The organism is Legionella sp. PATHC035 (assembly GCF_026191115.1).
GTDB lineage: Bacteria > Pseudomonadota > Gammaproteobacteria > Legionellales > Legionellaceae > Legionella.
This window is the reverse complement of sequence record NZ_JAPHOT010000002.1, coordinates 62,548-76,693: the sequence shown is the minus strand read 5'-3', so window position 1 is coordinate 76,693 and position 14,146 is coordinate 62,548. Positions and strand designations below refer to the sequence as shown.

Sequence of the window (14,146 nt, the reverse complement as noted above, 5' to 3'; positions counted from 1 at the left end):
CCTTATAGGTATGGTGTTATCTCAAAATGTAATAACGCTTTTATTCAAATCCGTCTGCTCGACCTTTTATTCTTAATAATATGTTCTTCGTACCCACAAAGCTACCCGAATATGCTAAGCAATTAGTTTAAAAAGACTTACCTATGAGAAACCCTGATTTAAATCCACAATAATTATCCTGTTGATTTTTTTCCTTTCTCTTATCTGGTGTCAAAAATCCTAAAGTTAATGTTTTTGCTTTGGGTAAAGAGGTAGTGAGCTGTTCTGATTCTTCACTCATAGCAGTTCCTTTTTCTAATTCTTTGGGTGTATCTGGTTTTTCTTCAATCTTAGGCGAAGTTTTCTTTAAACAATTGGAATTTACCCCATGAAAATTAGTGATTCCTTGTAGCTCATCAAAATTCCGTGCAAATCCATAGGTTTGAAAAAAGTAATTAAATACGTTATCTATCTCTACTTCTGGAGAGATGATTGAATCTGCTAGAATATGACCATTATGCGAGTTGGCAAAATAAACTACAGCCGACTTGTCTTCTAAATTCATAGCCACCCACGCTCTGTATTCATTCATATCACCGGAATGATAGGCTCTCTTTGCACTATGGATACGTCCTGTTACAGAGGTAATCAATTTTAATTCACTCCCTTGGGCTAATTGATAGGACTCGGTGCATTTTTCTTTTAGCCTATTAAAATCATCCTGATTACTCTGTGTCAATTCGATTTTCTGAACCGTTCGATTGGTTTGATCTGCATAAAAAAGCGTATCATTAAATAGGATGACCGCATTTCTCTCCTCCAATAAGCCTTCGATGCAATCAAAGGGGGATTGGCTTGGATCGGTTGTCACTTTAAGAAGACCGCACCCACATTGCTTATCGATTTGTAATCCAAAACCTAAACCCCATGCCACATGGTTTTTATCCTGTTCTAATCCATTGACATCCATTGGCCAGTTGCCAGGTAAATAATCATTGTTCATGGAAACCATGGGTTGAAATGCATACTGTAGCTCTTCATCATTCATCCAAGCTACTATAAATTTGGCATAATCACTTGGCGTTGTATAGAGGCTATTTGCCGCTTGCGGAGACCTGCTTTTATCGGTGTGAAAACTACTGTGCTTCATGTTTAACGCTTTTTCCCCAAAGATGTGTTCTTGGGCAAGTGTTTCAAGATTAGAGTCAGTTAATGCTTCGATGACTTCTTGCAAGTAAGCAATTCCTGGACCCGAATAGGCATATTTTGTGCCAGGGGCAAACTGAAATTCAATGAATCTTTTGCTCTCATCATGCGTAATAGGTAGCCCTGTCGTGTGGGATAATACCATCTCTGTGGTCAAAAGCTTGGCCTTATCTTCATCTTCTTTGCGGAATTTTTTTAGTATCTCTGGAAAAACTTGATAAAGAGGGGTTTTTAAATCAAATTTGGCGTTAAATTGTCCTAGTCCAGGTTGGGCTTTATTCGCATTATTTGCTGCGATTAATTTTAGTACTAAATAGGCAAATACAGGTTTACTCAGTGATGCGGCTCCAAAAACTGTTTCAGGAGTTACTTCCATAGAAGGGCTTGAATGAAGATGGTCTGTAATCGAGGTAATCTCACTTAATTGATCATCCGACAAGATATCTATTTGTTCGTCTTTGGAGAAACTTTGACGTACTTCTTCGAGCTGATATTCATCCAGTTCAAGCTTATGAAGTTTATCCTTCGATTTGTTATAATAAAGCAAGCCTTCTTCGGTAAGGATGTAATACGATTTATAAAATTTACTTTGCTCTTCCTTAACTTTAGCTAAAGACATCTTCAATAACCCACATTGGGTTGAGCTGACTGTGCCTTTAACGAGTGGTGTAGAAATAACTCCTTCATGATTTACCGTGGCAACTGATATTCCTGGAATATCGGCTTTTTTCATCACCTCTTCCAATTTCATTTTTGATATAGGAACAGTTGTTTTTTGCTTCTTCTCTATAATGGGTTGAAATGCAAGATCGAGAAAATGATAGGCAACGTGCCCTCGTTCTGGGTCAAACTCAAGACGAAAATTTAGGTTTTTCTCTGGTGAAAAAATATTCTTACCCACAGGAACAAGCTTATAGCTTTGTCCAAATGATTGAAGCTTGAGTGACTCTCCTTCAAGGGTTATTTCATGAGGTCCATACTTACCCGTATATTCCTGTAATTTTTCTTTTCCTACCGCAATTGGATGATCCAAATCATTTAACCATGCAAGGTGTTTTTCAATTTGCCTCTCAGACTCTAAATCTTGCACCAGTGCTTGATTGAATTTGATTATGGCGGTTTTATAATCACCTTTTAATTCTGCTTTTATTCCTTCCTGTTGCTCTTTCCAACCCGGCTTATCATAACACTCAATGTGTTGCCTCAGTTCACCCGTATATTTAGGTTCCAATTCAATGGCCTTGAGCAAGTGGATTTTTGCAGTGACATAATCGCCTCGTGATTCAGCCAGTAAACCTTCATGTCGTTCTTTGTAACCTGGTTTATCATAGTGTGTATAATCATATTTGCCACAAAGGTAATCGAGGCCTTTTGTTACACCAACATGAGGAGTTACTAGTTCTTTGACAAGAGATAACCCATTTTGGCTGTTCGCAAAATAACAAATCGCTGAACCATTTTCAGGGTTTATTGCAACAAATGCCTTCGCCCCTGATGTGTCTCCCCAATGGAATGCCAATGTTCCTTCCTCTGTTTTTTCTAAACCCCACCCTAATCCCCAAAATACGGATTGTAACACTTCTTGGGGGATCTCTTTCTTTCGTGCTGTTTCATCTTTTTCTGTTGAGACGAGCTCGTTCATTGCTGTCTTTCTCAGCGTTTGCTCTTTGAGTAGTGCCATGACAAATTGTGCATAATCATATGCTGTAGTTTGTAACGACCCAGCGGCAGTTACTTCATCTCTATACGGTTGAGGCTGCATGAGTTCATTATGACGGGAGGCAAATTGTGTTCCTGGCTCAAAACGAGCATGTTCAAAGTGACTGTTTTTCATTCCAAGCGGTGTGAATACATATTCTTGGGCAAGCTGTTCAAGACCTTTACCCATTTTTGCTTCAATGACTTTCTGTAAATAGTGATACCCTTCACCAGAATAATGGTATTGGTCACCCGGTTTGAATTGAAACTCAAGTTGATTATTACCAGGCTCCCAGTTAGGTAATCCTGTTTGATGCGACAAAATCATTTGTGGAGTTAAAGACACTACTTTTTCTCTGTCCTCACTCTTAAATCGTCCATATTCTATTTCAGGTAAGGATTGAGTCAGGAAGTCTTGTGGCAGTTGGTCTTTTTCTATCAGCTTTAATACTAAATAAGCAAACAAGGGTTTACTCAAGGAACACGCCTCAAATACAGTAGACTCATCAACACAATCTCCTGAGTCCATATCAGAAATACCAAACGCACCGTTCCAAGAAAGTGTTCCATCAGAAATAGTGGCAATGGATATTCCAGGAATGTAGGCTTTGTTCATCAAGTCATGCAACATCACTTTTTTTCCTGAATCAACGGTTGTTAAAGAGGGTTGCTCCTTTGTTCCACCTGTTTTTTCATGAGCAGTTTCTAATTGGGGGTTTGGTAAAGATTGTTTAAACAATAAGGTTTGCTCACCATGGATAGAACGAATTTCTACGAGATCTCTTTTGAAACTTATTTTAAACGACGGATCCTCTTCAGGCAGAAATTCAGTTTCTGATATTCGCACAAGCTTCGTTTCACTATTAGAACGCCTACAGATTAAACTTCCTTCTCTTAGGTCGATTTCTACTTCATTATTATAATTTCCTACAAAAGGCTCCATTGGAGAAGTAAATACTGTTTTTTCTGGAGAGGAGTTTTGATGAACTGCATTCGACCATTCCAAACGCCTTAACTCAATGGCCTTTTCAAAATAATCTCTTGCTTCTTCAAGCCTACCCTCATCTTCACAAATCTTACCTGCAATGGTTTCTTGCCATCCGGCCTCATCACTTTGACTAAAACTCATATAGTTAAAGAGCTCTTGCATGTCGCCAATAGGATGTAAATCAGGAGAATTCAAAATTTGAGTGGCAATACTCATCCCATTTTCTGAATTTGTAAAAAATACCGCACCCTTTTTTTCTGTAACATTGAGTGCAATAAACGATCGTGTATTAGGGTTTGCACCCCATTGATAAGCGATGACTGCATCTTTATTTTTATAAATATGCCAACCTAACCCACATGTATTCGCAATACTGTATGTACTGCTTGGCTCAAAAGCTTGTTTTATTATTGGATCATCCATACTCTCCAACCAAGCACTCATGAATTTTGAAAAATCATTGGCCGTTGTAAGAAGTGATGCAGCAGAATGAAGTGGTGGCTCTATTGCTAATATGGAAGTCGGTTTTTCTAGTTGAGTATGAACCACTACAATATTTTTGTCGTCTTCTGGTTGTGGCTTGAACGTAGAGCGATTCATTTTTAAGGGGTCAAACACATACTTTTTAGCCAACTCTTCTAAATTTTTACCCGTTTTTGTCTCGATGACTGTTTGTAAAAAAAGAAACGCTTCACCTGAATACGAATATCCACTACCTAGATCTGACTTAGGATCAAACGTGAGTGGTGAAGATAAATTTGGAGACCAATTGGGCAAACCTGTAGTGTGTGACAATACATGCCGCGCGGTTAATTGCATCGCTTTTTCAGGATATTCACCATTGACCTTGAATCGCTCATATTCCTGGCCTTGTTGCTGCAGAATAGAAAGTAATGGCTCATCCAAATCAATTTGCTTCTCTTTGACCAACTGTAACACCAAATAAGTAAATACAATTTTACTCAGTGAAGAGGCTGGAAATCTCGTATTACCATCCACTGCATTTTCAGTACCTGTGGATTGAACATTTTTTTTGCCAAGAGCAAGAGAAGTTTTTACAACTCCGTGTTGGTGTTGTTCATTGGATTCAACATAAGCATAACTTACAGCGGGAGTATGTGCAGAATTGATTATTTTTTGTAGTTGCCCTTTATTAAGGGCAACAGTTGTGAGTTCTTGGTGAAGCATTATTTTTTTATCATGCATGTTTTTTCGGTCTATAATGACCTTTTTTGAGTCTTCTACTCGTTTTGCATCATCTTCGTTTTCAGACAAGATAACGGGCAATTGACTCACCGTATCCAGATAATTTTTAAGTGCTGTTGGTGGCTGGCCATGTTTAATGTACTCATCAGCGATGAGAGAGTATGTCCAAAAATCTCTGAGATTAAAACTAAGCTCACCCCGATGTTCTTGGAGAATTTTATCTATTTTTTCAAAATCACCATGCCTTGCATAGGCAAGCATTCGCTCTCCTACTGATAATTCTTGAGAGATTCTAACTAAATCGGTTGAATCGATTGTGACATCATGAATAACAGGCTCTAAACCAAGTTTCATAGCGCATATATTGACTGCTCTAATGTTTGCCGGTGAGAAATAAGCATGAGTAAAATTAATAAAACCAGTCAAATTGACTTCTTTTCCAGAATGTAACGCATCAAATAACTCCTGCGTGTATTTCCCTGTATCGTGCTTAATTGCACTGCCTATTTTAAACTGCCAATCACCCTGTTCGTCTTTAAAAAACAGAATGTTTTCAAACCCCATAGCATCCAGGATAATATTAGTCCTTTGATAAAAATCACGATAATGATTTAAAAATTCAATCATGACTTCCCGAAGCTTAGGATCGCTATCCAAACGTTGCAGAATGGCGCCGATTCGCTCATCAATGAGCACATAATCATTAAGCTCAAAATCTACCCCAGAGCCTTCTTTATGAATAAGTGCTTTATGTGCCTTATCAAACAAGTCCTGGTTGTGCTCCATTAAGTAAATATCAAGTTCTGCAGGTTCTATTTTAAAATCAAATTTAACTTTAGATTTGAAACATTTTTCGTATGGAACGATTGATAAAGCTGCTTCTTGAGGTTCCTTTCCGGGAAGTTGTACCTGATGAGTAATATGTTGTTCCCGAATGCATCGTTGTTTCCCTTCTTTGTCAAAGCACTCATATAAAACAGCATATTTTTTCTCTAACTCTTCAAGTTCCATAGGGTTAGGATTTTGTTTCATTAATTTAATAACAAAAGGCGCATCTGGAAATCGATAAAGTATGTGAGTCCCACCTTCAGCGATGCGCTCGGCCTTAGTTAAATCAATTGCACCGGATTCGGTCTTTGGTACTGAGTAAACAAACTCTTGCTGTGCCGATTCACCAGACGTTTTGTTCACGGATAAAATTTGAGCGATTTCTGTATTGGATGTAGACATAATAAAAAAACAAAAATAGGAGTATTGCGCACATTTTAAACTAAAAAAATTGCGATCACTTTGGGTGATCATTTTTTTACGGTTTTTTTACAGCTTAAATGCTTTTTTATGATGGATTACTATGACGCTCAGACTCATCAACTAAGATGGGCATTAAACTGACGTTTGACCGAGCAGCGAGTCATTTGTCTTGCGCCAGAAAACAAATTAATTCCTTATTGCTTCATCAATAACGCAAGATAGAGCCACAAAAAATTAAATTTGACCCGCACAAAAGGATGGATGTCTGTACATACTCTAAGCGTCACGATCCGTATAGTGTATTATTAATCATCTCAATGGTACCTATAATATTGACCGCTAGAATCCCACCAAACACATGAATTAAACCCTTTCCAGTAGCTCCTGGTTGGCTACCCGAACCTGCAGCGCGCGCAATCAATACCCAGCCTCTTACAAAAGCAATGAGGCCGATGACTTGAATAATAATAGTCAATGGCCTTCCAACGACACTTCCACTACCAAATAATGTATCAAGAGTCGAATTACCGCTGTTTACCGGTGCATATTGAAGAACATTTTGATAACCAAATGAAGATTGCATGAACATCGAAAAGGTCGTTGGAAAATAAATCAGCATTGTACCCACTAACAAATAAGTTATTGGTTCTTTAGCATTAGTATTACTCGACATCATTGTTCGTTGTTCGCCATATTGCTTTAAACAATAGACTCCCTTAAATAAAAAGGCGCAACCAATAAGATACGCTGCTCCTGTAATCAAGCGCTCTACAGGAAGCAAGTTATTTGCAACATTATTTAATATGTTGACCTGACTTGATATCCAGCATGCTACTGTCCCGCCCGTACATGTATCAGCCATATAAAACCTCGACTCTTTTCTTAGCTAATCACTCGTACTGGGCATGTTAATACCCATAACCCCTTCACCGAATGAATTAATTTCACCCCATACCTTGCAATTTTTGTTTTTTCTCTTACAGTTAAGTTTAGGACATTTGTGCCAATTTGTTTTGCGCAACCGAAAATCATTACTTAACGTCAATTTTGCATTAAATTAATTCATTATATGTAAAAAATAACGCTTTTTTACATAATTTTTGCAGATAATTTAATATTTGTGTATAATTGTCATAATGTTTATAAATTTAAATTTGGTATCCTTCATGAAAAAAGACAATGAAAAAGAGAAAGAAAAACATCAGCCCGTTCCTGAACCAACCACAGCAGGTGGAGCAAAAGAACAAACCTCTTCAGCCGCACTCACATTAGAACTATTAAAAAAAGAAAAAGAAAAACTTAAAGAGATAGAAAAAAAAGAAGCTGCTGCTGAAGGAGCAAAAGTACGCTGTCGAACTTGTTTTAAAGAAATAGCCCCTACCCGTCGTTGTTTCGGACATGGTGGAGGAGGCGGTGGAGGTGATGGTGGCTCTGGTAAAACCTCCGAGGAAAAAGCAAGTTCCGGTGAAGATAAATCGCTAACCAAATCAGGAAAGGTAGTTGAGTCTACAGATGAATTAATGGGCGAGTTTGCTTCAATGGGTGATGGTGAAGGGCTTGATTTAGAATCGGGTTTTGACCCGGAAATAATTGAACAATTAATCGCTGACGGGAAATTGCTGGTTGATAGTGATCGCGAATCATTGACCCTTACGATTAAACTGCTTTGTGAACCTAATGAATTAACTGAAGAACAAAGAGAAGAATTAAAAAAATTCATGGAAGCGATTATAAAAGAATTCAATGAATTTAAAAAAGAGAACAATCTTTCCGATGATTGTTTACAACTCATTCAAGATGAGGAAGGAAACATACGTTCTCTTCGTATTACCATGCCCACCTTAGCCTTATACGATGCATTTATCCAACGGCTCGCAAATAATTTAGTGCCCATACCCACTCCGAAAGCACAAGAAAAGGATGAGGTCACAAAAGAGCAACGTTTTGCTCCAAATCCACTTTCGATGGAACCCAAACCTTCTTATAAAGATAAACCTTCTAAACAAGAAGAAATTGAGTCAAATAAGGATGTAGAACCTAAAAAGACAGAAGATGAGGAAGAGGAACAAGTAATCTTTAACCCATCTCCTTTCAATACGAAACCTTGGTAAAAAAATGGATGCGAATGCAAAGTAAGACAATTCTTATTCGCATCCATTGAAAATTTTAATTGTTGTTTTAAATAACCCAAAAGTACCTAACTAATGCTTCATATCTAATCTGATGAGAGCATTTCCAATGTATTGTGGCATGCTCTAAATCCACAGAAATTATTTCTGTAAAACTGTATTTAAGCATGCAAGTGATCTATTCAAAATATATTCGTAGTTTTAGTTCAGAATAAATTCAAATACCCATCAATAAATTATCGATGTAACAATTGGTACTTTCTAAATGATGCAGCATGCTCCTACCTGTTATTTCGTTCAAACCACTCAACCTAAAATAAAATGTTTTTCTGTAGTTATCGTCATATCACTACACCTATTTAGATGACTGATTTAAGTTTATTCGATACAATGCGCATTTTTTCAGCAAGTCCAATAGAGTTTTATTAATCGGTTAAGGAAACATACCTATGAAGTATAAAAAGGAAATTAATCCATCTATAGAGCAGCTCTTTGAACAATCAAATACCAAAAAAATAGAAGAGATTCTTGAAACGCATAAAAGACTCTTGCAAATTAAAGAGGCGCTCAATGACATCATTGACTCCATGATCAGCAAACCCAGTCTCCTCTCACAAGCAGCACGATACTGGAATGAAGTCCCGCTATGGCAAAAAATAAGTTTTGGTATTTTATTGGTTGCTCCTGCATTTTTTATCGGAATATTTGTCCATGTGGCAGTTCTAACCACTTTAAGTTTGGTTGCCTTGTTTGCTTATACTGCGAGTAGTTACCTTCTTGGTGATCATTTTGCAGATCATTCTGCCAATTTAGACAAATTAAAACAGGGTATTGCAGGTCTTGGAACGCTGCTTTCATCGATGGTTGAGTTGCTTGATCTATTAAATAAGCAATTCGCTGAACAAATACAGAAATTCAAAGACAACAACAGCCTATTATCCAGCCAAATTGAATCCCTCGATAATCAAGTTGATGAGCTCAATCAGCAAATCGAGAAATTTAAAGCAACCCAACAAAAACTGCATCAAATCCAAATTGAGCTTGAAAAGGAATCAATGCAACTCAAAATGGAAAACCAGGAGCAATCAAAATTAATCCATACCAGCCAAATTCAATTAGAAGAGGTAACGAGCGAATACCAACAAAATCAAATCAAACTTTCGACTCAAATTGTTGATTTAACCGAATCAAAAACAAAAATCGAACAAGAATTGGAACGCTTGCGCAAATGTATTGTCATATTTCAAAAAACAACGGAGCAGCTTACTTCCACTTTATCAATGAATCAAGAACAACAAACAGCTTTTGTACAAAGAATTAATGAATTTATCACTGACAAGGAAAATCGCTTAGAATATGTTATTGGAACGATATCTCATAGTGCAGATGCACTATCTCAAACAAAAGATGAATACAAAATATCGATTGAACGCCATAAACAATTGGTTGACCAATATGAGCTTCTGGTCAAACGATATGAGGCAATCGTGGCCCAGATGGAGCAGAAGACAGAGAGCCCTAAGCAAAAAAAAGACACAGCCAAAGCACTAACGCAGTTTGGTTTGTATTCTGTTGATGGCATTGGCTCTCCTATACACCCGCAGCAAGACCACCAAATCTATCCTGTCATTAAGATAAAGTAAGAGGATTACACTGAAAAACAAGGAAGCTTTCTGTAGTTTCAATGAGTAATTGCTACATTGCTACACCACAATCAAGTCAATGAAGCTTATAAGTAAAATTACTTGTTAAATCAAAGATGGTGTGCAGTCTCCTGTTATGGATTTGATCAATTATTTGTAGCACAAACAATGCTACATTGCCGCTACACTATGCTACAATTTTAGCACCTAAAAAACACATCCTGAAATAGGCAAAAGAGGGTGTCCTCAGTTGTGGCTTGGGTTTCTTCATGTTTTGTTTTTTTAAGTTCTTTTGTTTTTTGCAAAGAGTTCCTTATTTATAATAATTTTCTATAAATAAGGAAAATGGCAGAAACAAGACGTGATCCAGTGAAATTTATTAATCTCTGAAATTGTAGCGATATGTAGCATTTATGTAGCAATATATTGCTACATAAATGCATTCATTTTGATGCGATGAATATTGTTATGATCCTTGTGAACACTGTATTATCTGATCAATATAGGTATGCTCGTTTGTCAACGAGTAGCAAAAGTAGCATGGTGCTCAATGGGTGAATATTAGAATAACGTTTAAATCAAGGGGAAGTTAATGCCTTCTGAAAAATCTCGGTACCTTAACAGAGGACCTAAATCACCTGTGGATATGCATCAGCTGAAAAAGTATTTAAACTCTTTTACTAAAGAACATTTGGCTGAAATTGTTCTTTTAAATGCACAATATAATTCTGTCTTATGGAGGGCTTTAAGTGCATCTATTGGAATGCGACTTGCCAATGGAGACTGGGAAGAGATAAAGAAAGCCATTGACTATGCATTTTATTTCCCTGAGTACATCCGTTATACAGAAAATGGGTATGGATTCATTATTTATGAAATGATTAATGCGCTTGAGTTCTTGTATAAAGATAGAGACAAGCAATTTATTTTGCAGGTTGCTGATTATATGTTTGAGCAGGCAGAACAGGCTCTTGAATCTTTTGAAGAAGGTTGGGATTGGACTTGTGCATTAGAAAGCCTTAAAGACTGGATAAGAAATAAAAAATCAAATGTAAATGAAGGTGTAACTTAATAGAATTAACACAGAAAAAACAACTTTTATCTCATTGGCTTTCTCCTAAATGAAAGGGATCGCAAGCAGGCGCACAATCGTGAAAGAGATGTTGCTTAAAATTTTTTCTTAGGGATACTTAAATAATCTTTTGATTCAACTTCCCTAATCCCCTTTATAAATTTCGTGATGATTGACCTTTTATTATAAAAAGCACTATAATTAAGTCATAATAAAGGTATTTATTTAGGTCATTAAAATGCAAACTTTATATGCAACACAAGTCGCTAGCATTAGCGAATTAAAGAAAAATCCCACAAAACTTATTAATGATGCGCATGGGATGCCCGTGGTGATTCTTAACCATAATGTAGCTGCTGCTTATTTAATTCCAGCAGAAACTTTTGAAAAACTGATGGATGCTGTTGACGAAAGCGAGCTAAAAAGCATTGTAGAACAACGCCTTTCAGAGCCCTTTACGCCAGTTAAGGTTGCGCTTGATGATCTATGAGTTACATTTCCATCCGCTTGCGTTAAAAGAATGGAAGAAACTATCGAAGGAGTTGCAGGAACAGTTTAAAAAACTATTAAAACGGCGACTGGAAAATCCGCATGTTATTTCTGCCAAACTTAGTGGCCATCTTAAAGATTGCTATAAGATAAAATTGCATCAGGCTGGCTATAGATTGGTCTACCAAGTTAACGATAATAAAATGATTCTCCTTGTTGTTGCTGTAGGCAAGCGAAACAAAAATAAAGTCTATGAGTCAGCAGAAGATAGGACTTAAGCTGATGATGAATAGGGTATTTGATGGTGTGCACCTGAAGTGATTCTTAAAAATAACAACTACAGAAACTTGCTAATTTAACTTAGTTTATGCAATCAATTTGATGACTGGATTAATGGTCGTTTTAACAGGTTTAAAAAAATTATTATATCTATTGACCTTGCCGTTACGTCAACCCTTATCGTGTATGTTGTCAATTAGAGGAGAGCAAAATGGCATACACGATTAATCAATTGGCGAGGCTTTCAGGGGTCAGTACCCGCACTCTGCGATTCTATGATGAAATTGCTTTATTAAAACCTGCCTACTATGGTGGCAATCAATATCGTTATTACAAAGAAGAGCAGCTGCTTATGTTACAGCAGATTTTATTTTTTCGTGAGCTTGGTTTTCCTCTAAATGATATCCAACAGATTATGAGTAGTGATGATTTTGATAAAATAGAATCATTAAAAAGACATAAATCTGCTTTGGAATCTAGTCTTGAACGAACAGCAACGCTCATCAAGACGATTGATAAAACCATTTCACATTTAAGAGGAAAAATAATTATGCGTGATGCGGAAATGTATGATGGCTTCGATCCCATCAAACAACAAGAGCACGAAAAATATATGCTCGAAACAGGAGTGATATCACAAAAGCAAATTGATGATAGTTGGACGCGTGTTTCTCACTGGAAAAAATCAAATTGGGAACAGTTTAAAAATGCGGGTGAAAAGCTTAATCTTGAGCTGGCCAATGCATTAGCAAAAGGAGTTAGGACTGATTCGGATGAGGTTCAGGCATTAATCCAAGAACATTACGATTGGGTTAATAATTTTTGGACACCAACAAAGGAGACATATTTAGGACTTGGAAAAATGTACCTGGACCATCCAGATTTTCGATTATTTTATAATAAATATCACCCTGGTTTGGTTGATTATTTGGTAGCTGCTATGAGAGTTTTTGCTGAACGTAAGCTATCGTGATCATCTTGCTCTGCTGATAGAAGCATCAGTAGAGCACTATCTTTCTGGGAAATTATTATGAATACCAAAATTTGCTTTACTAATTCTACTATTCTGTTAAACGATGGCAGAACACTTGGATATGCTGAGTTTGGAGATCCAAAAGGAGAGGTAGTTTTTTATTTTCATGGACTTCCAGGTTCTAGGCTTGAGGCTGGGCATTGGGAAAATATAGCATGTTTAAATCATTATCGATTAATTAGTATTGATAGACCAGGAATGGGTTTATCTTCTAAACATCCAACGCGCACTATTCTTTCATGGGCTGATGATGTTGAGGCTCTTGCCAATTACTTAGGTATCCCTAAATTTTCTATTATAGGTCACTCTGGTGGAGCTCCTTTTGTTGCAGGATGTGGATATAAAATACCTCATCGGTTAAATAAAATAGCGATTGTCTCAGGTATGGGGCCTTTTGAAATACCTGAGGCTACAGCAAGTCTAGGACGAGGACAGCGGTTTATAAATAAAATGATTAAAGCAATACCCCCAATTGCTACCGTCATGGTAAATCTCATGTTTTTGATGCTGAAAAAACCCGGGATATTAAAAAAAATGACGAGTAAAATGTCAGAGGTAGATCAGCGTATTTTAGGTGACACAGAAGCTGGTGATTTATTTATCCAATCATCGTTAGAGGCTTTTAAAGGTGGTATTACAGGCGTATCTCAAGAAATTCAATTAAGCCTAAAGCCTTGGGGATTTGATATGAGCCATATAAAGTGCCCTGTTGTCATTTGGCAAGGTAGATTAGATAAACAAGCTCCGTTAGCTCATGCCAATCTTTATGCAAAATTAATCCCTAACGCCTCACTAAAAGTTTTGGATCATGAAGGACATATCTCGTTGCTCATTAACCATGGTGAGAAAATTTTGCGCAGTGTTCGTGAATAAAATTTTGCATCGTCGCTACTATTTTAGGTTACAACCGTATTGGAAGTAACGATCGTGATAAAAGTGGCATACAAGAGAACATTTTTATTTATATTAGAGCGTTAGATTCAACGATTTTCCCCCAATTTCACAATTGTCGCTATTGCCTGTAAGATAAACGTAGCCCATCGTTTTAAGTTCTGTTTGCAATCCCAATAAATTATAAAACTGCTCACATTCAGCAAGTTTATTAACTGCTAGGGCTATATGTCCCAAACTGGCATTTTTGGGTAACATTTTTTAGGTCCTTATTTGAATGTA

Annotated in this window: 10 protein-coding genes; 7 read left to right on the top strand and 3 right to left on the bottom strand. The window is 36.9% G+C overall.

Going from position 1 to position 14,146, the window contains the following annotated elements; all coding sequences use genetic code 11:
* Nucleotides 1-127: 127 nt before the first annotated feature.
* Both OQJ13_RS16430 and OQJ13_RS16425 read right to left on the bottom strand, forming a co-directional pair.
* Nucleotides 128-6,307: a serine hydrolase domain-containing protein gene (locus OQJ13_RS16430; RefSeq protein ID WP_265711999.1), complete on the bottom strand. Its 6,180-nt coding sequence runs from the start codon at nt 6,305-6,307 to the stop codon at nt 128-130.
* Nucleotides 6,308-6,611: 304 nt separating this feature from the next.
* Nucleotides 6,612-7,190, bottom strand: coding sequence for a type IV secretion protein IcmC (locus OQJ13_RS16425; RefSeq protein ID WP_265711998.1), 579 nt, complete (start codon nt 7,188-7,190; stop codon nt 6,612-6,614).
* A 304-nt stretch (nt 7,191-7,494) separates the two neighbouring features.
* Here OQJ13_RS16425 and OQJ13_RS16420 point away from each other — a divergent pair, with 304 nt between their 5' ends.
* The 7 genes from OQJ13_RS16420 to OQJ13_RS16390 all read left to right on the top strand — a co-directional run bounded on the left by OQJ13_RS16420 (nt 7,495) and on the right by OQJ13_RS16390 (nt 13,846).
* Entirely contained in the window at nt 7,495-8,439 is a 945-nt protein-coding gene (locus tag OQJ13_RS16420) for a hypothetical protein (protein WP_265711997.1), read from the top strand.
* 467 nt (nt 8,440-8,906) lie between these two features.
* Nucleotides 8,907-10,100 (top strand): hypothetical protein, encoded by a 1,194-nt coding sequence (locus OQJ13_RS16415; RefSeq protein WP_265711996.1) that lies wholly within the window; start codon nt 8,907-8,909, stop codon nt 10,098-10,100.
* A 592-nt stretch (nt 10,101-10,692) separates the two neighbouring features.
* Complete coding sequence (locus tag OQJ13_RS16410; protein WP_021460582.1) at nt 10,693-11,172, top strand: hypothetical protein; 480 nt, start codon at nt 10,693-10,695, stop codon at nt 11,170-11,172.
* A gap of 238 nt (nt 11,173-11,410) precedes the next feature.
* Nucleotides 11,411-11,662, top strand: coding sequence for a type II toxin-antitoxin system Phd/YefM family antitoxin (locus OQJ13_RS16405; protein ID WP_011212545.1), 252 nt, complete (start codon nt 11,411-11,413; stop codon nt 11,660-11,662).
* Complete coding sequence (locus OQJ13_RS16400; protein ID WP_011212544.1) at nt 11,652-11,939, top strand: type II toxin-antitoxin system RelE family toxin; 288 nt, start codon at nt 11,652-11,654, stop codon at nt 11,937-11,939. The genes OQJ13_RS16405 and OQJ13_RS16400 overlap by 11 nt, the downstream gene beginning before the upstream one ends.
* 212 nt (nt 11,940-12,151) lie before the next feature.
* Entirely contained in the window at nt 12,152-12,913 is a 762-nt protein-coding gene (locus OQJ13_RS16395; RefSeq protein WP_011212543.1) for a MerR family transcriptional regulator, read from the top strand.
* A gap of 57 nt (nt 12,914-12,970) precedes the next feature.
* The gene (locus OQJ13_RS16390) at nt 12,971-13,846 is read left to right on the top strand and encodes an alpha/beta fold hydrolase (RefSeq protein ID WP_011212542.1); all 876 of its coding nucleotides are present in this window, start codon (nt 12,971-12,973) and stop codon (nt 13,844-13,846) included.
* A 93-nt stretch (nt 13,847-13,939) separates the two neighbouring features.
* Here OQJ13_RS16390 and OQJ13_RS16385 read toward each other — a convergent pair whose 3' ends face one another.
* The gene (locus OQJ13_RS16385; protein ID WP_011212541.1) at nt 13,940-14,122 is read right to left on the bottom strand and encodes a hypothetical protein; all 183 of its coding nucleotides are present in this window, start codon (nt 14,120-14,122) and stop codon (nt 13,940-13,942) included.
* Nucleotides 14,123-14,146 lie beyond the last annotated feature (24 nt).

What these genes read in the sequence shown, in the direction of transcription:
- OQJ13_RS16425 (WP_265711998.1), bottom strand. Translation starts at nt 7,190, where the DNA reads ATGGCTGATACATGTACGGGCGGGACAGTAGCATGCTGGATATCAAGT.
- OQJ13_RS16410 (WP_021460582.1), top strand. Translation starts at nt 10,693, where the DNA reads ATGCCTTCTGAAAAATCTCGGTACCTTAACAGAGGACCTAAATCACCT.
- OQJ13_RS16385 (WP_011212541.1), bottom strand. Translation starts at nt 14,122, where the DNA reads ATGTTACCCAAAAATGCCAGTTTGGGACATATAGCCCTAGCAGTTAAT.
- OQJ13_RS16430 (WP_265711999.1), bottom strand. Translation starts at nt 6,307, where the DNA reads ATGTCTACATCCAATACAGAAATCGCTCAAATTTTATCCGTGAACAAA.
- OQJ13_RS16405 (WP_011212545.1), top strand. Translation starts at nt 11,411, where the DNA reads ATGCAAACTTTATATGCAACACAAGTCGCTAGCATTAGCGAATTAAAG.
- OQJ13_RS16415 (WP_265711996.1), top strand. Translation starts at nt 8,907, where the DNA reads ATGAAGTATAAAAAGGAAATTAATCCATCTATAGAGCAGCTCTTTGAA.
- OQJ13_RS16400 (WP_011212544.1), top strand. Translation starts at nt 11,652, where the DNA reads ATGATCTATGAGTTACATTTCCATCCGCTTGCGTTAAAAGAATGGAAG.
- OQJ13_RS16390 (WP_011212542.1), top strand. Translation starts at nt 12,971, where the DNA reads ATGAATACCAAAATTTGCTTTACTAATTCTACTATTCTGTTAAACGAT.
- OQJ13_RS16420 (WP_265711997.1), top strand. Translation starts at nt 7,495, where the DNA reads ATGAAAAAAGACAATGAAAAAGAGAAAGAAAAACATCAGCCCGTTCCT.
- OQJ13_RS16395 (WP_011212543.1), top strand. Translation starts at nt 12,152, where the DNA reads ATGGCATACACGATTAATCAATTGGCGAGGCTTTCAGGGGTCAGTACC.